This window comes from Streptomyces sp. NPDC057428 (assembly GCF_042803195.1).
Taxonomy (GTDB): domain Bacteria; phylum Actinomycetota; class Actinomycetes; order Streptomycetales; family Streptomycetaceae; genus Streptomyces.
Window position 1 is genome coordinate 43,516 of the sequence record NZ_JBHVCT010000030.1, and the last position, 18,736, is coordinate 62,251.

18 protein-coding genes are annotated in these 18,736 nt (G+C 70.9%); 10 read left to right on the plus strand and 8 right to left on the minus strand.

The annotated features are described in order from the left end of the window. Positions 1-42 precede the first annotated feature (42 nt). On the plus strand, positions 43-1,206 hold the full coding sequence (locus tag ACFU5K_RS14745) for a glycosyltransferase (protein WP_384060805.1): 1,164 nt from the start codon (positions 43-45) through the stop codon (positions 1,204-1,206). A gap of 12 nt (positions 1,207-1,218) precedes the next feature. Here ACFU5K_RS14745 and ACFU5K_RS14750 read toward each other — a convergent pair whose 3' ends face one another. The 5 genes from ACFU5K_RS14750 to gmd all read right to left on the minus strand — a co-directional run bounded on the left by ACFU5K_RS14750 (position 1,219) and on the right by gmd (position 6,373). Then, a complete protein-coding gene (locus ACFU5K_RS14750) occupies positions 1,219-2,046 on the minus strand; it encodes a glycosyltransferase family 2 protein (RefSeq protein WP_384060808.1) in 828 nt (275 codons plus the stop codon). Next, on the minus strand, positions 2,043-2,753 hold the full coding sequence (locus ACFU5K_RS14755; RefSeq protein WP_384060811.1) for a hypothetical protein: 711 nt from the start codon (positions 2,751-2,753) through the stop codon (positions 2,043-2,045). The genes ACFU5K_RS14750 and ACFU5K_RS14755 overlap by 4 nt, the downstream gene beginning before the upstream one ends. Continuing rightward, positions 2,750-5,005 carry a LamG-like jellyroll fold domain-containing protein gene (locus ACFU5K_RS14760; RefSeq protein WP_384060813.1) on the minus strand — a complete coding sequence of 752 codons (2,256 nt, stop codon included), beginning with the start codon at positions 5,003-5,005 and terminating at the stop codon, positions 2,750-2,752. Before ACFU5K_RS14760 ends, ACFU5K_RS14755 begins: the two co-directional genes overlap by 4 nt. Then, positions 5,002-5,253 carry a hypothetical protein gene (locus ACFU5K_RS14765; RefSeq protein WP_384060816.1) on the minus strand — a complete coding sequence of 84 codons (252 nt, stop codon included), beginning with the start codon at positions 5,251-5,253 and terminating at the stop codon, positions 5,002-5,004. The genes ACFU5K_RS14760 and ACFU5K_RS14765 overlap by 4 nt, the downstream gene beginning before the upstream one ends. Positions 5,254-5,359: 106 nt before the next feature. Beyond that, positions 5,360-6,373, minus strand: coding sequence for a GDP-mannose 4,6-dehydratase (gene gmd / locus ACFU5K_RS14770; protein ID WP_384060819.1), 1,014 nt, complete (start codon positions 6,371-6,373; stop codon positions 5,360-5,362). Positions 6,374-6,488: 115 nt separating this feature from the next. Here gmd and ACFU5K_RS14775 point away from each other — a divergent pair, with 115 nt between their 5' ends. Beyond that, complete coding sequence (locus ACFU5K_RS14775) at positions 6,489-7,472, plus strand: GDP-L-fucose synthase family protein (RefSeq protein WP_384060822.1); 984 nt, start codon at positions 6,489-6,491, stop codon at positions 7,470-7,472. Between the two features lie 72 nt (positions 7,473-7,544). Here ACFU5K_RS14775 and ACFU5K_RS14780 read toward each other — a convergent pair whose 3' ends face one another. After that, positions 7,545-9,089, minus strand: a complete 1,545-nt coding sequence (locus ACFU5K_RS14780; RefSeq protein ID WP_384060824.1) for a sugar transferase — start codon at positions 9,087-9,089, stop codon at positions 7,545-7,547. Positions 9,090-9,337: 248 nt separating this feature from the next. Between ACFU5K_RS14780 and ACFU5K_RS14785 the strand changes: the two genes are divergently transcribed. Continuing rightward, the gene (locus ACFU5K_RS14785) at positions 9,338-9,715 is read left to right on the plus strand and encodes an ankyrin repeat domain-containing protein (protein WP_384060827.1); all 378 of its coding nucleotides are present in this window, start codon (positions 9,338-9,340) and stop codon (positions 9,713-9,715) included. Positions 9,716-9,801: 86 nt separating this feature from the next. Here the strand turns inward: ACFU5K_RS14785 and ACFU5K_RS14790 are convergent, their stop codons facing one another. After that, a complete protein-coding gene (locus ACFU5K_RS14790; RefSeq protein WP_384060870.1) occupies positions 9,802-11,274 on the minus strand; it encodes a catalase in 1,473 nt (490 codons plus the stop codon). Continuing rightward, on the minus strand, positions 11,267-11,746 hold the full coding sequence (locus ACFU5K_RS14795; protein ID WP_384060829.1) for a Fur family transcriptional regulator: 480 nt from the start codon (positions 11,744-11,746) through the stop codon (positions 11,267-11,269). The genes ACFU5K_RS14790 and ACFU5K_RS14795 overlap by 8 nt, the downstream gene beginning before the upstream one ends. Before the next feature lie 359 nt (positions 11,747-12,105). On the opposite strand from ACFU5K_RS14795, the gene ACFU5K_RS14800 reads away from it, so the two are divergent. The 7 genes from ACFU5K_RS14800 (at position 12,106) to ACFU5K_RS14830 (ending at position 18,722) form a co-directional block, all read left to right on the plus strand. Then, on the plus strand, positions 12,106-12,615 hold the full coding sequence (locus tag ACFU5K_RS14800; RefSeq protein WP_384060832.1) for a methylated-DNA--[protein]-cysteine S-methyltransferase: 510 nt from the start codon (positions 12,106-12,108) through the stop codon (positions 12,613-12,615). A gap of 195 nt (positions 12,616-12,810) precedes the next feature. Next, a complete protein-coding gene (locus tag ACFU5K_RS14805; RefSeq protein ID WP_384060834.1) occupies positions 12,811-13,368 on the plus strand; it encodes an ABC transporter substrate-binding protein in 558 nt (185 codons plus the stop codon). After that, positions 13,365-14,048: an alpha-ketoglutarate-dependent dioxygenase AlkB family protein gene (locus ACFU5K_RS14810; RefSeq protein ID WP_384060837.1), complete on the plus strand. Its 684-nt coding sequence runs from the start codon at positions 13,365-13,367 to the stop codon at positions 14,046-14,048. Before ACFU5K_RS14805 ends, ACFU5K_RS14810 begins: the two co-directional genes overlap by 4 nt. Positions 14,049-14,177: 129 nt before the next feature. Beyond that, the gene (locus ACFU5K_RS14815) at positions 14,178-14,681 is read left to right on the plus strand and encodes a hypothetical protein (protein ID WP_384060839.1); all 504 of its coding nucleotides are present in this window, start codon (positions 14,178-14,180) and stop codon (positions 14,679-14,681) included. Next, on the plus strand, positions 14,681-16,072 hold the full coding sequence (locus ACFU5K_RS14820; protein WP_384060842.1) for a hypothetical protein: 1,392 nt from the start codon (positions 14,681-14,683) through the stop codon (positions 16,070-16,072). The genes ACFU5K_RS14815 and ACFU5K_RS14820 overlap by 1 nt, the downstream gene beginning before the upstream one ends. Next, a complete protein-coding gene (locus ACFU5K_RS14825) occupies positions 16,069-17,502 on the plus strand; it encodes a VWA domain-containing protein (protein WP_384060845.1) in 1,434 nt (477 codons plus the stop codon). The genes ACFU5K_RS14820 and ACFU5K_RS14825 overlap by 4 nt, the downstream gene beginning before the upstream one ends. 107 nt (positions 17,503-17,609) lie before the next feature. Then, a complete protein-coding gene (locus ACFU5K_RS14830) occupies positions 17,610-18,722 on the plus strand; it encodes an AAA family ATPase (RefSeq protein ID WP_384060847.1) in 1,113 nt (370 codons plus the stop codon). Positions 18,723-18,736: the final 14 nt, after the last annotated feature.

Genomic DNA, 18,736 nt, shown 5'->3' on the forward strand with positions numbered 1-18,736 from the left:
GACTACCCTGTGAATTATTGGCCGCAGTCGAGGGGAACTCTGGTGAAAGTCCTTCACGTTGTCACGCTCCACACTCCGGACCATGCCTTCGGCGGCCCGACCCGGGTGGCGTTCAACCTCTCCAAGGTCCAGCGGGCGAACGGCGACGACGCACGCGTCATGGCCCTCGGCGACGACTTCCCCGACGGCGAACTGCCCGTTCACGTGGAGGGAGTTCCCGTCCACCTCTTCCAGGCGCGGCACCTGCTCCCGATGTTCGAGGTCAGTGGCATCACCTCCGCCGCGCTGCTGCGCACCGCACGCCGCATGATGCGCGGCGCCGACCTCGTACACGTCCACCTGATGCGGGACCTGGTGACCCTGCCGTCGGCGCTCCTCGCGCTCGCGACCCGCACACCCCTGGTCGTCCAGACCCACGGCATGATCGACCCCACCGAGAAGAAGGTCGCCCAGCTCACCGACGTCCTCGGGGTCCGCAAGGTACTGCGCGAGGCCGACGCCGTCCTGCACCTCACCGAGATGGAGCGGGTCGATGTGAACGCCGTCGCAGCTCCCGTAACGCTCACCCGGACGGTACGGCTGGTCAACGGTGTCCGCCCGCAGGAGCGCAAGCCCGCCCGCGACCCCGGCCGCCCGCCGACCGTGCTGTACCTCGCCCGCATCCAGGAACGCAAGCGGCCCGAGGACTTCATCGCCGCGATGCCGCACGTCCTCGCCCGCCACCCGGACGCCCGCTTCGTGCTGGCGGGCCCGGACACCGGCGCGCTGGCCGGCACCCTCGCCCTCGCCCGGAGCCTGGGCGTCACGGACTCCCTGGACCACGTGGGCCCGCTGGAGCACGACGAGGTCCTCGCCGCCGCACGCGAGGCCGATGTGTACGTGCTGCCCGCGATCGAGGAGCCGTTCCCGGTCTCGGTCCTGGAGGCGATGTCGGTCGGCACTCCGGTCGTCATCACCCGCACCTGCGGGCAGGGCCCCGATGTGTCGGGGGCCGGCGCGGGCCGGATCATCGACAGCCGGGTCGGCGAGGACGCGGCCAACGCCCGTAAGGTCGCCGACGCCGTGCTGGAACTGCTGGAGCCGGAGGCCGCCGAGCAGGCGGGCAAGGCCGCCTGGCAGCTGGTCAACGACCAGTTCACCATCGAGGCCGTCACGGCCACCCTCCGGCGGACCTACGAGGACGTGGTCCGCCGGAGGCGGGGGTGAGGGCCCGGCGCGTCAACGTGCGGGCTTATCACGCGACTTGAGTGCGATCTGCCAGCGGTAGAAGCTCATCGCCAGGGCGAAGTCCAGACCCGCGCGTCCGTCCAGGAACCCCAGCCGGTAGACGTACATATAGGCGAACGACACCAGCGGCTTGAACGGTGCCTTGTGGAAGAGCTGTCCCTGGCGGGACTTCACCTTCCGCACCTGCTCCTTCACCTCGGGGTTGTGCTCCAGCCACGCCTCCCAGTCCGAGTAGCGGTTGTGCCGCTCGAACCACGCGGTGACCGGGTCGAGGTCTTGGTGCTCGATCGGGTTGCTCAGCGCCTCGGCCGTCGCCGCGACCGGCTGGTAATGCCCCTCCACCTCGCCGATGCCCGGCGCGGCGAGATCTCCCACCTCCGGGTAGTGGCAGCGGGTCCGGTCGGTGAGGGAGCGCTTGCGGATGGTGTAGCCGTGGCGCAGCCGCTTCCCGGAGAACCAGTACCCCAGCGGGATGTCGTACGCCGCGGGCTTCGGGGCCGCCGGATCCGCGAAGATCCGGCGCAGCTCCGCGAGCAGCCCCGGGCTGAGCCGCTCGTCGCCGTCGAGCAGCAGGATCCAGTCCAGGTCCGTGCGGACGTTCTCCAGGCACCACTGCTTCTTGCGCGGGTGGCCGCCGTCCCAGGTGTACGTGACCACCTCGGCTCCGCACTCCTCGGCGATCTTCGCCGTGTCGTCGGTGCTGTGGGAGTCCACCACGACGACCGCCTCGAAGTGGCCCAGGACCGACTTCACCGCCTCGGCGATGTTGAGACCCTCGTTCTTCGTGGGGATCGCGACGGCTATGGGGAGCTTGCTCATACGTTGTCTCCTCGGGGCAGCCAGGCGTAGCAGCCTGTGGAGGTGAAGGCGCGGGCGGCCTTCGGGACGGTGATCTCCACCGGCTTGCCGGTGTCGGAGGAACCGGATCCCAGGACCTTGCCGCCCGCTCCCGCCACCTGCCAGCTGCACGCCTTCGTGGGTGATGCGGCGCGGTAGCGGCCCGGCCGCAGAGCCGCGCCCTTGTGCGTGCCGTCGGCGTAGCCGCGCGCGGCGTCGTCGACGAGGTCCTGCTGCTGGGGACAGAGATGGGTGACCGCAGGTCCGGCGTCGGTGATCTCGCCGGACACGATCGCGCCGACGGCGATGTCCCGGTCGGCCTTGTCCAGGTAGCGGAGCCTGTCACAGGTCTCCTGGCCCGTCTGGAGAACCGCCGCCGGGTCCATGCCCTTGGGCACGCGGTCGGTCAGGTACTCCTTCTGCTTCCTGGTGAAGGACCCCGTCGCCGGGGTGATGTCTCCGGCGGGCGCCTTCGGCGTGGCGGCCGGCTGCGTGGACTGTCCGTCCGCACCGGCGGCCGGGGGGCCGGCGACGGAGGGGGCGGGGGAGACCGCCGCGGGCGGCGTGCTGCCCGCGGCGGTCCCCCTGCTTTGGTCGGCGGGCCCACCGGACCCGCCGGGCGAACCGCAGGCGGCCAGCACCGCCGTCGCGAGGGCGACGGCGGTGCCGGCCAGGAGCGGATATCTCATTCGGCCGTCCTCAGGGCGTAGTGTGCGCTGACCTGGGACGAGCTGAGCGCGGTCGGGTACACCGCGGTCTCGTCGATCTGTCCGGCGAAGAAGTTGCTGGTCGGGCGGTTCGGCCAGTTGGCCAGGTTGTCCCCGCCGACCCTCCAGTAGCCGGGGTAGTTCTCGTTGCCCGTGTAGAGGAGGTTGGACGCGCGCAGCTGCCCGTCCACGTAGAGCGCCATACCGCCGGTGCCCTGGGTGGCGACGACGTGGTGCCAGTTGCCGTCGTTGTAGGCCCCCGTCGTGGTGACGGTGCGGGTGCCACCGCTGTAGACGCCGAAGACCAGCCGCCCGTCGTTGGCCATGTAGACCTGCTTGTCGTAGCGGGTGCTGTTCTGCTGGGTGAGGTTGCCGAACCCGATGACCTTGCCCCCGCGTGTGGTGGTGGTCCTGATCCAGGTCTCCACGGAGAAGCGGGCCGGCTGCGCGTGCAGCTTGTTGCTGTACGCGTACTCGGTGGAGCCGTCGAAGCCTATGGCCGTCGAACTGCCCGCGATCGCGGCCGGCGTCTGCCGGTAGGCGGGGCCGTTGCGCAGGAAGCCGTTGTCCAGCCCGCCGGTCGTGTCCGCGGCGAAGGTGGAGGTGCCCTCGTCGTAACGCCAGTAGAGCGACGCACCGTCCGAGAGCACCCGCGCCGGGTAGGCCTGCGTGGACGCCGCCACGGTCGCGGACTGGGCCGGGGACTTGGCGCTGGTGTTGGTGCCGTCGCTCGCCGTGATGCGGTAGGAGTGGGTCTCGCCCACCGCCACGTCGGTGTCGGTCCACCTGAGCTGCGGACGGTTCCAGAAGACGGAGTAGCCCGTGACGGTGTGCACGGGTGTACTCGCCCCGTCCTTGTAGATCCGGTAGGTCAGCTCACCGTCGTCGGAGTCGAAGCTGGTCTGCCAGTTGACGTCGATCCTCCCCGGGGCGACCGTGGAGAGGCTGACGTTGGGCACCCACGGCGCGCCCGTGTCCGGGCCGTCGGCGAACCGGGTCAGGCCCTGCTGGCCGCCGCTGTTGACGGTGGTGAACTCCCCACCGACCCACAGGTAGTGGCGGCCTCCCTTGTCCGTCTGTGCCATCACCCGGGGCCCGACGGGCTCGCCGATGCCGTCGTTCGTGTCCGGGAACCAGGGCAGGAGCGCCGGGTCGTCGACCGACTGGGCCAGCAGGTGCCTGCGCGGCTGGTCGGGGAACTCGCCCATGCTGGAGCAGTCGTGGGCGTGGCTTCCGCTGTACAGCACACCGGAGTGCACCAGGACGGCCTGGGTCGCGCCCAGGCAGGTGTCCCGCCAGCGCTGCTGGTAGTCGTCCAGGTCGATGGCGATCCGGCCGTCGAACACGCCGCCGCCGGTGCCCTCGTTGGCCGTGTACAGACCCGTCGCGTCCGTCGTGAGGTCCTGGACGGTGGACGTGTTGGGGATGAAGCCCGGATAGCTCTTCGTGAGGGCCCCCGTCGTGGCGTCCACCACGGCCAGGGCGTGGGTGGTGGTGCCGTTGACGGTGAAGAAGTCACCGCCGAGCGCCACATGCTGTCCGTCGGGTGTCACCTGGACCGCCCGCCCGACCTCGTCCGCGTTGGCGGTCCATGGCAGCAGGGCCGCGCCGGTGGTGACCGCGGCGAACCCGTTTCGGGTCTGGCCGCCCACGCTGTTGAAGTCACCGCCCAGATAGACGGTGTTCGCGGTGACGTCCAGGGCCCGCACCGTCGCCGACACCGAGATCTTGAAGTCCTGGCGAGGCGTGCAGGTAGCGGTGTCGATCGCGGCGACGTTGCTGACGCCCACGCCGTTCACCGAGCCGAACTGGCCTCCCGCGTACAGCGTTGCGCCGTCCGGTGAGAGCGCGAGCGCCCGGACGGTGGCCGTCCCCGACGACAGGGTGAAGGACAGGCTGCAGCCCGTCGGCGCGCCGGTGGCGGCGTCGAAGGCGGCGAAGTTGACCGCGGGCTGTTCAGAGGTGCCCGCGGCCGCGTCAGGCGGCCGGATGGTGGAGAAGGTGCCTCCGGCGTACACGACGCCGTCGGTCGCGGCCATGGACCAGACGATGCCGTTGGTCTGCCAGGTGGTGAGGTCGTCCGCGGTGATGGACACCGGCGGTGTCAGGGCCGTTGCCTGCGAGGCTCCGACGGCGGTCGCTGTCAGCGCGCCCGCGAGCAGGCAGAGCGCGGTGGAGGCGGCCCGCACGCGGCCACGTCCCCCTGGTCTCCGCCCCGTACTTCCGTTCATCATTCATCTCCGAAGGTGAGAACGAGCTGCGGCCGGCAGGCCGCGGTTGCCTCGCTCGGCCAGATGCGGAGACTGTCCGTCCCGCTGCCGGTCAGGGCGAGTGAGGAGGCGGAGTCAAGGGCCCCGCCCAGTGTCGTCGCGTCGAGGTCCGCCGAGTGGCCGGTGGATACCGCGGACGCGCCGGTCATGGTCCCCGGCACGGACGTGGAGAGCGTCGGCCGGGTGTTGTGGGTGACCGCCGATTCGGTCAACGTGCCGGTGACCGGCACGACGCTGTGGCGCCGAGCGCCCCCGCGGCCAGAGCGAGGACCGACGCGAACACGCCGGCCCGGTCGCGTCCGAGACGTCCTGGCCTGCTCATCGGTCCATCCGGACCGCTGACCCCGTGAGCTGGTCGCTCAGCAGCCGGATGTCCGCGTCCACCATGATCTGCGCCAGCTCCCGCGACTTCACCTCGGGCTTCCAGCCCAGGAGTTCCTCCGCCTTCGAGGCATCACCGATCAGCGCGTCGACCTCGCTGGGGCGCTCGTACTTCGGGTCGTAGCGCACGTGCTCCGCCCAGTCGAGGCCGGCGTGCTCGAAGGCGTACTCGAGGAACTGCCGGACGCTGACCCCCTCGCCGGTGGCCACCACGTAATCGTCGGGTGTGTCGCACTGGAGCATCCGCCACATGGCCTCCACGTACTCGGGGGCGTAACCCCAGTCGCGTACGGCGTCGAGGTTGCCCAGGTGCAGCCGGTCCTGCAGGCCCGCCTTGATCCTGGCGACCCCTCGGGTGATCTTGCGGGTCACGAAGGTCTCGCCCCGGCGCGGGGACTCGTGGTTGAACAGGATGCCGTTGGTGGCGAACATCCCATACGCCTCACGGTAGTTGACCGTCGACCAGTACGAGTAGACCTTGGCCACGCTGTACGGGCTGCGGGGGTGGAAGGGCGTCTCCTCGTTCTGCGGGGGCGGGCTCGCGCCGAACATCTCGGAGGAGGACGCCTGGTAGACCCGGGTCTCGATCCCGCTCGCCCGGACCGCCTCCAGCAGCCGAACGGTACCCAGGCCGGTGACGTCACCGGTGTACAGCGGTGCGTCGAAGGACACCCGGACGTGGGACTGGGCGCCGAGGTTGTACACCTCGTCGGGCTGTATGTCGCGCAGCAGGTTCACCAGCGCCACACCGTCGGACAGATCGGCGTGATGGAGCACGAAGGAACGGTTCGCCTCTTCGGGCCCCTGGTAGATGTGGTCGATCCGCTCAGTGTTGAAGCTGGACGAACGCCGGATCAGTCCGTGGACCGTGTAACCCTTCTCGAGCAGCAGCTCCGACAGGTACGAACCGTCCTGTCCGGTCACACCGGTGATGAGTGCGGTCTTTGCCATGACTCCCCCCTTCTGTGGTCGCCCGTGGGGCGGTTTGTGTCACCGAAATTTCCTGATCTGAGTGGAATGCGGCAAAGAGTCACCCGGGTACCGGGCGGCTGGCACAATCCGAGCCATGACGACAGACACCCCCGGCCCGGCCCGGGAATCCGCCCTGCCCCTGCTGCGCCCGGGAGCCCGCATATTCGTCGCGGGCCACCGCGGTCTCGTCGGATCGGCGCTGGTGCGCCGCCTCACCGCCGACGGCCACGAGGTGATCACCCGCGGCCGGGACGCACTCGATCTGCGCGAGGCCGCGCCGACCGAGGCGTTCCTGCGCGAGACCCGCCCGGACGCCGTCGTGCTGGCCGCCGCCAAGGTGGGCGGGATCATGGCCAACAGCACCAATCCGGTGCAGTTCCTGGAGGACAACCTCCGCATCCAGCTCGCGGTCGTCGCGGGCGCGCACGCCGCCGGGATCCAGCGCCTGCTCTTCCTCGGCTCGTCGTGCATCTACCCCAAGTACGCCCCGCAGCCGATCCGTGAGGACGCGCTGCTCACGGGCCCCCTGGAGCCGACGAACGAGGCCTACGCGCTGGCCAAGATCGCCGGCATCGTCCAGGTGCAGTCCTACCGCCGGCAGTACGGCGCCTCGTACATCAGCGCCATGCCCACCAATCTCTACGGCCCCGGCGACAACTTCGACCTGGAGACCTCGCACGTCCTGCCCGCCCTGATCCGCCGCTTCCACGAGGCGAAGCGGGACGGGGCCGGCGAGGTCACCCTGTGGGGCTCCGGAAGTCCCCGCCGCGAATTCCTCCACGTCGACGACCTCGCCGCCGCATGTGCGCGGCTGCTGGAGTCCTACGACGGGCCCGAACCCGTCAACATCGGCTGCGGCGAGGACCTGACGATCCGTGAACTTGCCCAGACCGTACGGGACGTGACGGGATTCGAGGGCCGCATCGTCTGGGACACCTCCAAGCCCGACGGCACCCCGCGCAAGCTCCTCGACGTGTCCCGGCTCTCCTCCCTCGGCTTCAAGCCGCAGATCCCCCTGCGGGACGGCATCGCCCGCACCTACGCCTGGTGGCGAGGCGACGGCGCCCCCCGCGACTGACCGCCCGGCCCGGCGGCCGCACCGTGTCCTGTTCTCGCGCACGCGCTTCCTCCCGCGTCCCCCCACCGTGCCTCAGTACGCGCCGCGGCCGTCGGTGACCGCGCGCACCGTACGGGCCAGCAGCCCCATGTCGCCGGCCACCGACCAGTTGTCGACGTACCAGAGGTCCAGCGACACCGTCTCCTGCCAGGACAGGTCCGACCTGCCGCTGACCTGCCACAACCCGGTCAGGCCGGGCCTGACGGCCAGCCGGCGCAGCTCCCGTTCGTCGTAACGCGAGACCTCCTCCGGCAGCGGTGGACGTGGTCCTACCAGGGACATGTCACCCCGTAGCACGTTGAGGAGCTGCGGGAGCTCGTCCACGGAGGTCCTGCGCAGCGCGTGGCCGATCCGGGTCACTCGTGGATCACGGCGCATCTTGAACATCGGCCCTTCGCTCTCGTTCGCGGTCGAGAGCTGTTCTCTGCGCCCCTCGGCGTCCGCCACCATCGTGCGGAACTTCCACATGGTGAACGGCCTGTTGTGCCGGCCGTGACGGGTCTGACGGTGGAAGACGGGACCGGGCGACGAGAGCCGCACCGCGAGCGCCACCCCGAAGAGGAGCGGTGCGAGCACCAGCAGTCCGAGCGCCGCACCGGCCCGGTCGACCACGGTCTTGAGCAGCGCCTGCGGGCCATGCCGCAGCGGCGGCGCGATGTGCAGCAGGGTCAGCCCCGCCGCTGAGGCGGGCCGCACCCGGGCCGCCGCGATGCCGGACAGGTCCGAGAGCACGCAGAGGGCGAGCCCGCTGTCGTGCATGCCCCACGCCAGCCGGCGCAGCCGGTCGTCGTCGATCTGCGGGCCGGGCGCGACGAGCACCAGGTCCGCGTCGTGGGCGAAGGCGCTGCCGAGCACGGTGGACACGTCGTCGTCCGCACGCTCGGGCGCCAGCCTGCCGGGCACCGGTGTGCCGCAGTTCGGCGCCTCCGGACCCACCGGAACCACGGCGACGGCCCTGTAGAAGTGATCCGTACGGGAGTTGAGAAGACTCACCGCCCGGTCCAGGCCCGCGGCCTCACCGACCACCAGGACACGGTGTCCGCGCCGGGTCGCCGCCCGCCACCGGCCGACCGCCGCGACGAGCACGGCCACTCCCAGCCCGGGTACGAGTGCGGCGACGGCGGTGGCCGGGTCGGAGCCGCCACCCGTCATCGCCAGCAGTACGGCGAGCACACCGACGAGCGCCAGCCAGTCGCCGAAGGGGCCGTGCACCGCTCCGGCGGCTTCCCCCGGAAACCGTCGTGCGTACCGTCCGCGTGACGCGCGCACACCGGCCCAGACGAGAGCCGCCGATGCCGCGGAGGCCAGGGCCCCAGCCTGGCCGCCGGTGCGCAGCACGAGCCAGGCGGGAACTCCCAGGCCCAGCAGATCGGTCATGACGAGGACGGGCACACGCGGATCGGGCAGTTTCCTCGCCCGTGGTCGCTCCGTGCGATCGCGCTCCACGGTCGTCGGTGCTCTCCACACGCGCTCCGGAGCCACCGTGTGGCTCCGGGGCGTGGCGGTACGCGGTCGTGGTGCTCCCGTCAGTCCGACAGGCCCTGATAGATCCGTTTCAGGTATTTCGACATGCCCCATGAACCCCCCAGCCACAGTTGCATCCCCACAAACGGGGCGCATCCGCCGATCCCATGGACTGACGGATGCGCCCTCGCTCGGTGCACGATATCCACACACGTGCCATTTCGCTGGAGTTCTCGTGAAGTTCAGACACGCCGGACGTTGTGATCCTCGTCCCGTTCCGGGGCCCGAATCGCAGGGGCGGGCCGGGGCGTGCTCGCGGGCCGCCTCGGGGCGGCGGCCGGACCCGCACCTAGAGTGTGGGCATGGAACCGCTCTCCGAGGAACAGACGAACCAGCTCATCGTGATCGTGTCCGACCTGGCCAGGCAAGGGCGCACGGAAGCACTCATGGAGTTCTTCGACCACGGGCTGCCGGTCGACGTCCAGGACCCCGGGGGAAACACGCCGCTCATGCTCGCCGCGTACCACGGGAGGGCGGAGACGGTCCGGGCTCTGATCGGGCGCGGCGCCGATGTCGACCGGCGCAACGGCCGGGACCAGTCTCCAGTCGCGGGCGCCCTGTTCAAGGGCGAGGACGCGATCGTGGCGGCCCTGATCGCCGCCGGCGCCGACCTTGACGCGGGCACCCCCAGCGCCCGGGCCGCGGCGGAGATGTTCGGCCGGACGGCGCTGCTCGGGTAGCCGTCGCCCGGCCGATTCGGGCACACACAAGGGGCCCCGGACGGACGGGCGTGCGTCGTCCGGGGCCCTACTCAACTATGGCCTGATCAGGCCTGCTTGCTCGCCTGCAGGGCCTCGATGGCCTTGCGGACACCCTCGCCGTACGCGGCGTCGGCCTGCGTGCAGTGGTTGATGTGGCGCTCGACGGTGGCCTTCGAGGCCCCGTCGATCGCCCGGGCGGTGTTGCCGAACAGCGCGTCCTGCTCGTCCGGGGTCATCTGCCGGAACAGGTTGCCCGGCTGCTCGAAGTAGTTGTCGTCGTCCTCGCGGTAGTCGAACCGGTCCGCGGCGGCACCGTCGAGTGCCAGACCGGGCTCGGCGAACTGGGGCTGCTCGGCCCAGCGGCCGTAGCTGTTCGGGGTGTAGCCGGGCACCGCACCCTGGTTGCCGTCCACGCGCAACTGGCCGTCGCGGTGGTAGGTGTTGACGTTCTTCGCGCCACGGGGCTGGTTGACCGGGATCTGGTGGTGGTTGACCCCGACGCGGTAACGGGCGGCGTCACCGTACGAGAACAGCCGGCCCTGCAGCATGCGGTCGGGTGAAGCGCCCACGCCGGGCACCAGGTTGGCCGGGGTGAAGGCGGCCTGCTCCACGTCGGCGAAGTAGTTCTCCGGATTGCGGTTGAGCTCGAATTCGCCGACCTCGATGAGCGGGTAGTCCTTCTTCGACCACACCTTGGTGAGGTCGAACGGGTGGTAGCGGTAGGTCGCCGCGTCCGCCTCGGGCATGACCTGGATGAAGAAGGTCCACTTCGGGTTGTCGCCGCGCTCGATGGCGTCGAACAGGTCCGCCTGCGAGGACTCGCGGTCGTCGGCGACGATGGCGGCCGCCTCCGCGTCGGTCAGGTTCTTGATGCCCTGCTGCGTGCGGAAGTGGAACTTCACCCAGAAGCGCTCGTTGCTCTCGTTGATGAACGAGTACGTGTGCGAGCCGAAGCCGTGCATGTGGCGGTAGCCGTCGGGGATCCCGCGGTCCGACATCACGATGGTGATCTGGTGCAGGGCCTCGGGGAGGCTGGTCCAGAAGTCCCAGTTGTTCTCGGCCGACCGCAGGTTGGTGCGCGGGTCGCGCTTGACCGCACGGTTGAGGTCGGGGAAGTGGTGGGGGTCGCGGTGGAAGAAGACCGGCGTGTTGTTGCCGACGACGTCCCAGTTCCCCTCCTCGGTGTAGAAGCGGAGGGCGAATCCGCGGATGTCGCGCTCCGCGTCCGCCGCGCCGCGCTCGCCGGCGACGGTGGAGAACCGGGCGAAGAGCTCGGTCTGCTTGCCGACCTCGGAGAAGAGCGCCGCACGGGAGTAGCGCGTGATGTCCTGCGTCACCGTGAAGGTGCCGAAGGCGCCGGAGCCCTTGGCGTGCATACGGCGCTCGGGGATGACCTCACGGCTGAAGTGGGCCAGCTTCTCCAGGAACCAGACGTCCTGGAGCAGCATCGGCCCGCGAGGACCCGCGGTGACGGCGTTCTCGTTGTTGGCGACCGGCGCGCCGGCGGCAGTGGTCAGCGGCTTCGTGTTGTCAGAAATTGTCCTGCTCCTCCGTGTGAGAACTTCTGTTCACCGACTCCGGGTCCCCCTGGCCGCGCTCGGGCCGGCATACCGGGCACAAGCCCCAGTACGTGACCTCCACGTGGTCGATGGTGAACCCGTGGTTCCGGGGCGCGTCCAGGCGCGGAGCGTTCTGGGGGCCTTCGACGTCGGCGATGGTGCCGCACGAGCGGCAGACGACGTGCTGATGGTCGTCCCAGGTCTGCCCCTCGTACCGTGCCGGAGAGCCCGGCAGGTCGATCCGCCGGGCCAGTCCGGCGTCGACGAGTGTCTTGAGCACGTCGTAGACGGCCTGGGTGGAGACCGCGCCGATGCGTTCGCGTACCAGGGTGAGGAGGGTACTGACATCGGCGTGCGGGGCTTCATGGACAGCCGAGAGCACGGCGACCCTGGGTCGGGTCACCCGCAGCGACGCTCCGCGCAGGAGGGTCGTGGCCTCGGTTTCGATCACGTCCGCAGTCAACCACTCTTCTGGAATGATTCCAATCAAAGTCCGGAAGATGCCCGGATCCCGGCCCGGGCCGCCCGGCGTCCCCGGCCCCGGGGACCCGGCCGCCGCAACGTGATGTCCGATTTCCGCCAGCCCTATGACGCGGGATGCCGCACCCTTGAGGGGTGACAACGGACGACAGCAGGTACGGGGCGGTGTGCGGGCCGGAGCGGCAGGTACGGCGGCGCCGCTTCCGGTACGCGGCCGTCGGGGCCGGCGGCGTGGCCCGGCATCCGCACCCCGCCGGAGAGCCCATGGCTGGCCCAGTCCGGTCGAACGACATGATCAACGCATCAGGAAGGACCGGAAGGACCCCGAAGATGACCTTCTACACGACAGTCGACAGCCCGCTCGGCGAGCTGCTCCTGGTGGGCGAGGAGTCGGCCACCGCCCCGGGCGGCACAGCCCTGGCCTCGCTCTCCGTACCCGGCCAGAAGGGCGGCGCGACGGTCCAGGACGGGTGGAGGCGGGACGCGGGCGTGTTCACCGGGATCACCGCCGAGCTGCGCGCCTACTTCGACGGCCGGCGGACCGGCTTCGGCATCGAGTACGCCACCGGCCGCGGCACGGACTTCCAGCGGCGCGTGTGGGAGGCCCTGGAGGCCATCCCGTACGGCACCACGCTCAGTTACGGCGAGATCGCCGCACGGATCGGCGCCCCGCGTGCGGCGGTGCGCTCGGTCGGTACCGCGATCGGTGCCAATCCACTGCTGGTCGTGCGCCCCTGTCATCGCGTGATCGGCGCGAGCGGAGCCCTGACCGGCTACTCGGGCGGTCTTGACCGCAAGAGGCAGCTCCTGGACCTGGAGCTGCAGCACAAGGACGCCTGACGACGCCCCCGCCCCAGAACCGGGACGCGGGCGGGTCTCCGCCGCCCGCGACCGTCCTGCGACGGGCAGGCAAGGCCGGTCAGCGGGGCTGAGGAACCACGGCACGCGCGTTCCACCCCGGGCGGCGCCCCGCACCCGGGCCCGTCCTCCACCACGCGGCCCGGCCGCCGGAAGCGACACAGGAGGAGTCACACCGTGAACACCGCCAGCACCCACCGATCCCCTCCGACCGGCGCGTCCGATCCGGTGGGCACCGGCGGACCGGAGGGCCCCCGTCCGCACACCGATGCCGAACTCGCCTCCCTCATGGCTCTGCTGCTGCGCGATCCGGATGCCCGCGTGGAGACCGTCACCGTGGGCCGCAGCCGGGACGCCGCCTCCCGGGCATCCGCCGACGCGTTCGCCGACGCCTGGCAGGCGCAGGGCGGCACGGTACTCGCCGTCGTGGACTGGCCGGAGACGGCGGCCTCCTGGCTACGGCCCGCGACGAGGCTGACGGCCGGTCCGCCCGACGCGTGGGTGGTCGCGGCCGCGCTGCCCGGATTCGTGCGACTCGCCCGCAGACTCCGCCACTCCACCGGCTGGGATCCGGCCCGCACGTACGCCTTCGCCTCGCTCCAGGACTCGCGGCTTCCGACACTCGCGGGCCCGGACACGGTGCACGGCCTGCGCGGTGCCACCGCCGCCGGAGGCACCTGGGACGTACGCCACCGCTGGGCGACCTCTTACGAGGCGGCGGTGTCGGTGTCATGAGCGCGCTGATCCCCCGCCCGCCCACGGAGGTGGCACCGGGCGCGATGCACGTCCCCGGCTGGCTCACCGGCGACGAGCAGCGCGACCTCGTGACGGCCTGCCGCGCCTGGGCCACCGGCCCCGTACCCATCCGCCACACGCGACTGCCGCGCGGTGGCGTCATGTCCGTGCAGACGGTGTGCGTCGGCTGGCACTGGCGCCCGTACGCCTACACCCGCACCGCCGACGACGTGAACGGCCGGCGGGTCGTCGACTTCCCCGACTGGATGGTTCTGCTGGGCCGGCGCGCTCTCCTCGAGGCGTACGGCGACCCGGTGCAGGCGGACGCCTACACCCCGGACACCGCACTGATCAACTTCTATGACGGGCAGGCCAGGATGGGCATGCACCAGGACAAGGACGAGCGGTCCTCGGCACCGGTCGTCTCCCTGTCCATCGGCGACTCCTGCGTCTTCCGCGTCGGCAACACCCAGACCCGCACCAAGCCGTACACCGACATCGAACTCGCCTCGGGCGACCTGTTCGTCCTCGGCGGTCCCTCACGCTTCGCTTACCACGGGGTGCCCAAGGTCATCGAGGACACGGGCGATCCCGCGACCGGGCTGAAGTCGGGACGGCTGAACATCACCATGCGGGTCACGGGTCTCCCCGGAGCGGGCGGACCGGACCCCGGTACCTGAGCGCCCGGGCACCTGGTGAGTCGCCCTCGCGGCTGTGGCCACGGCGTTGTCAGTGCGCGCCGGTAGGTTCAGTCGTGTTCCGCCGATCGGGCGTGGACAACCCCTCAGCTGTGCATTGGAGATGGCGCGTTGTCGGATTGGGAGAGGTCGAGCACGGCGCGGGTTATACCGCCCGCGCGGCCCCGCAAGCTCGCCAAGGTTCCGTTCGTCGAGCTGGCGGACGGACGCCTGCAGGGCGTGGTGTCCAGCGGCTCGGACATCGGGCGGGTCTACGTGTCCTCGGTCGCGGCCGGGACCTACGCCTTCGCCTGCAGCACCAACAACAACCGGCCCTGCGGCGGTGCGCGCGGCTCGTTCTGCAACCACATCGGCGCTCTGATCAACGAGGCCGTCCTGCAGTACGGCGCCGCGCGGGTCGTCCGGTACCTGAAAGCCGAGGTTCCCGCGGGTGACGTCGACGGTGCCGCGCTCGCCGCGGCGATGAGGAGCGCCAGCCCGCCGATGGACGCGACCAAGGCGGCCGCGTCCGTCTTCAGCCGCTTCCTCCGGCACCTCACCTACCTGGAACACGCCCCGGCCACCGCGCCGTTGCCCGAGATGCAGTTCTTCCCGCCGACGCGGGCGGTGGCGTGATGCGTGCCGACCTGCTCGCCGAACCCGTCGAGGGACTGGACCAGGCGATGGAGGCCGTCGACGCCTTCGACCGTGCCCTCCTCGCCGGACTGATCCGGCCCCAGCCCGCCGATACCGCCGGAGCCACCCGGCTCGCCCACGCAGTGCAGGGGACGCCACTGGCCGGCCGGATCGCCGAGGCGGCCGCGAAGGCCGCGGCCGGAGCGGCCGGTGAGGACCACTTCGTAGCGCTGGCCGCGGCCCGCACGGCGCTGCTCGGCTCGGTCCACGACGCGTTGCTCGCCCGCGTCGAGGAGGCCGCGGGACGGGCCCGCGACGACGCCCCCGGTCCGGAGGCCGGTGCGCAGCCGGCGGCGAACCTGCTGGCCGCCGCCCGTGCCTGGCTCTCCGACCTGGCGCGCTGCGGATGGCAGGGCCTCGACCACGAGTTCGTCTCCGGCGCCGCGGAGGTGGTCTCGGCGATGCTCCCGGACCCGGCGCTGCGCCGCCTCGCCACTCTCCTCGACGGCTTCGCTGCCGAGCTCGCCGCCTCCTGCCCCGGCGCGTCCATGGAGACCTTCCCCGTGCGCCGCTGGGCCGACCTGTGGTCGCGCGGGATGCTCCTGACGGTGCCCGGCGCCGGCGCGGCGCCCGTCGTCGGGACCGCCGACGGACGCCTCCTGCCCCTCGGTATCGACGTACAGGAGCACGCGACCGCCGCCCAGGCGCAGGTGCACGCGGTGTTCGAGCCCGCGGACGGCTCCACGCCCCGCCTCGTGCGCGCCAGTGTCTCGGTGCCCAAGCCCGACACGGTCGTCGGAGCGGGCATCTGGCAGCTGCTGCGTCCGCACATGTCACTCCTGGCGGCCGCGGGAGAGGGCCGCGCCATGCTCCTTACCGGCATGCCCGTCACCGCCGAGGGCGACCTGGTGTGGAGCGACGAGCACGCCCGGCCGGGTGAGCCGGCCGAGGCCTTCGCCACCGCCAGGGTGTCGCTGCCCACGGCGACAGCCACGGCGACCGCGCCCCTGGACCGGCACCCGGCGCGCATCGCCGTCCCCGTCTTCCTGGAGGGCTACACAGCCCGGACGGACGACGACGGCGTGGTGACCTTCACCGTCGCCGGGCTCGACCTGCCGGTGCACACCGACCGGGTGCCGACCGCCGGTCCGCTCACCCCGGAGGCGGTCGGCAGGTCGGGCGCGTGCATCGGGCTGATCCGCTGGGACGCGGGGGAGTTCGGCGTGCAGCCGCTCGCCGTCGAGACCTCGGTGCGCAGGAAGGTGACCGCGGTCCACGCGGGAGCCTGGGCCGGCGGGACGGCAGACAAGGCCGGGGTCAGGGCGGAGAAGGCAGCCACCGACGCCGCGAAGGCGCTGAGCGAGCGAGCGGGAAGGCTTCTGCGGAAATGACGGAGCCGGAGATTCCCGAGGCGCCCGCGGCGACCTCGTACGACAACCGGCGCCAGGTCATGTACTGGCGCCTGCTCGCCCGGCTCTTCGACCATGAGGAGCAGGCGTCGCTGGAATCGGCGAGCCTCGCCGTGGTCGAGGACATCGGACTGCCCGCCGCGCTCCTCGACCCGCAGGCATCCGTGGACTCGGTCGTGCAGCGCCATCCGGAGCTGGCAGCCGAGTTCGACGGCCTGATGGTTCCGGAGACGGCGGGGGCGGACCCCGCGGCGGACGCGGACGGCGACGACCCGCGTGACCGGGCGGCCGAGGTGCGGCGCGCGGCACTCGTGTCGAAGGTGCTGCTCAACGTGTTCCACTCCGCGCCCGGCACCGTCACCGCCGGTCAGCTGTCGCGCTGGCAGTCCGATGCCGGCTGGCTGGAGCGCGCCCTGGGGTGCAAGCCCGGCGAGCTGCGCGGCGGACGCCGCGGAGGAGGAGGCGTCAGCCCGACCGGCACCGGGGGCGGTGGCAGGACACCAGACCTGAGCCGGCTCATCCCGGAGATCGGCCCCGAACTCGGCTCCATCGAAGCCGGCCTCGTCAAGCGGATGCGGCTGCGCGAGGTCCTCGCGGACCCGAAGCTCGCCGGACAGCTGACGCCGAGCATGTCGCTGATCGAGCAGCTGCTGCGCGACAAGGACAACCTCTCCGGGGTGGCACTGGCCAACGCCAAGGCGCTCATCCGCCGTTTCGTCGACGAGGTCGCCGAGGTGCTCCGCACCCAGGTGGAGAAGTCCACCGTCGGCGCCCTGGACCGGTCGGTCCCGCCCAAGCGGGTGTTCCGCAACCTGGACCTCGACCGGACGATCTGGAAGAACCTCACCAACTGGAGCCCGGAGGAGGAGCGCCTCTACGTCGACCGCCTCTACTACCGGCACACGGCGCGCAGAACGACGCCGCAGCGGCTGATCGTCGTGGTCGACCAGTCGGGGTCGATGGTGGACTCGATGGTCAACTGCACCATCCTGGCCTCGATCTTCGCCGGCCTGCCCAAGGTGGACGTGCACCTGATCGCGTACGACACCCAGGCGCTCGACCTCACTCCATGGGTGCGCGATCCGTTCGAGACGCTGCTGCGCACCAACCTCGGCGGCGGCACCGACGGGACGGTCGCGATGGCCCTCGCCCAGCCGAAGATCGCCGAGCCCCGCAACACCGTCGTGGTCTGGATATCGGACTTCTACGAGTGGCAGAGCGAGCCTCTGTTCGAAAGCATGGCAGCGATCCACCGCTCCGGGGCCAAGTTCATCCCGGTCGGATCGGTGACCAGCTCCGGACGCGCCAGCGTGAACCCGTGGTTCCGGGAGCGCTTCAAGGACCAGGGCACTCCGGTGCTGTCCGGCCACATCCGCAAGCTCGTCCACGAGCTCAAGACCTTCCTCACGTAGCCCGCTGCGGTCCGCGGCCGTCGTGCCGGACCGGAGAGCGGCCGGCTCCGCCCGCACTGCCGCGCGAGCCTCACGCGCCACACCCACATACTTCGAAAGGCATCCCCATGTCCGATCTGCTGCGCGCCCCCGCCGAGATCAAGTACGCCGAAGAGCTCGACTGGCTGGAGTCGGTCGACGACGCGCCCAAGCCCTTCTCGTGGCGCCTGTCGCCGAAGATGGTCCGCCTCTTCATTCTGGGATCCCAGCGCTCGGACGGCCTCGACCGGGAGATCTCCCAGAAGTGGTACGGAGACCGCAGCTTCGTCGAGCGGTCCATCGTCACGCTGGCCTCCGACCGCGGACTGCTGCTGATCGGGGACCCGGGGACGGGCAAGAGCTGGCTGGCCGAGCTGCTGTCGGCAGCCATCTCGCGCAATTCCACCCGGGTGGTGCAGGGCACGGCCGGAACCACCGAGGATCACATCAAGTACTCCTGGAACGTCTCGATGGTCATCTCCAAGGGCCAGTCGCGGGAGTCGATGATCCCCTCGCCGATCATGACCGCGATGGAGACCGGCACGATCGGCCGCTTCGAGGAGCTCACCCGCTCCACCAGCGACGTACAGGACGCCCTGATCTCCATCCTGTCCGAGAAGTACATCTCGGTGCCGGAGATGGACAGCGACAACATCGTCTTCGCCAAACCGGGGTTCTCCGTCATCGCCACCGCCAACAGCCGCGATCGCGGCGTCAACGACCTCTCCTCCGCGCTCAAGCGCCGCTTCAACTTCGTCCGCATCCCGGTGGTGACCAACAAGAAGAGCGAGGCGGAGATCGTCCGCTTCCGTACCGAGGAGCTGCTGCGCCGCCACCGGATCGAGCTGGACGTGCCGCCGAACCTCCTCGACGTACTCCTGCAGAGCTTCGCCGACCTGCGGGCCTCCTCGGCGGCGGCGGGCAGTGACGACGAGAAGCTGGAGTCTGCGCTGTCGAGCGCCGAGCAGATCGGTGTGCTGGAGGACGCGATCCTGCACAGCAACTTCTTCGGAGAACGCGCCCTGACCGCCCGTACCCTCGCCTCCTCGCTCGTCGGATCGCTGGCGCGGCGCGAACCCGAGGACCTGGCCATCCTCAACAAGTACCTGCACGGCGTCGTCGAGCCGCGCAGCAAGGAAGCGGGGGGCTCCTGGCCGGAGTTCCTCGAGGGCGGCCGCGACGCGATCGCCAACCTGTCGTGAGCCCTGCCGGCCCC

What these genes read in the sequence shown, in the direction of transcription:
- ACFU5K_RS14750 (WP_384060808.1), bottom strand. Translation starts at nt 2,046, where the DNA reads ATGAGCAAGCTCCCCATAGCCGTCGCGATCCCCACGAAGAACGAGGGT.
- ACFU5K_RS14830 (WP_384060847.1), top strand. Translation starts at nt 17,610, where the DNA reads ATGTCCGATCTGCTGCGCGCCCCCGCCGAGATCAAGTACGCCGAAGAG.
- ACFU5K_RS14820 (WP_384060842.1), top strand. Translation starts at nt 14,681, where the DNA reads ATGCGTGCCGACCTGCTCGCCGAACCCGTCGAGGGACTGGACCAGGCG.
- gmd (WP_384060819.1), bottom strand. Translation starts at nt 6,373, where the DNA reads ATGGCAAAGACCGCACTCATCACCGGTGTGACCGGACAGGACGGTTCG.
- ACFU5K_RS14775 (WP_384060822.1), top strand. Translation starts at nt 6,489, where the DNA reads ATGACGACAGACACCCCCGGCCCGGCCCGGGAATCCGCCCTGCCCCTG.
- ACFU5K_RS14785 (WP_384060827.1), top strand. Translation starts at nt 9,338, where the DNA reads ATGGAACCGCTCTCCGAGGAACAGACGAACCAGCTCATCGTGATCGTG.
- ACFU5K_RS14810 (WP_384060837.1), top strand. Translation starts at nt 13,365, where the DNA reads ATGAGCGCGCTGATCCCCCGCCCGCCCACGGAGGTGGCACCGGGCGCG.
- ACFU5K_RS14800 (WP_384060832.1), top strand. Translation starts at nt 12,106, where the DNA reads ATGACCTTCTACACGACAGTCGACAGCCCGCTCGGCGAGCTGCTCCTG.
- ACFU5K_RS14825 (WP_384060845.1), top strand. Translation starts at nt 16,069, where the DNA reads ATGACGGAGCCGGAGATTCCCGAGGCGCCCGCGGCGACCTCGTACGAC.
- ACFU5K_RS14760 (WP_384060813.1), bottom strand. Translation starts at nt 5,005, where the DNA reads ATGATGAACGGAAGTACGGGGCGGAGACCAGGGGGACGTGGCCGCGTG.
- ACFU5K_RS14755 (WP_384060811.1), bottom strand. Translation starts at nt 2,753, where the DNA reads ATGAGATATCCGCTCCTGGCCGGCACCGCCGTCGCCCTCGCGACGGCG.
- ACFU5K_RS14780 (WP_384060824.1), bottom strand. Translation starts at nt 9,089, where the DNA reads ATGGGGCATGTCGAAATACCTGAAACGGATCTATCAGGGCCTGTCGGA.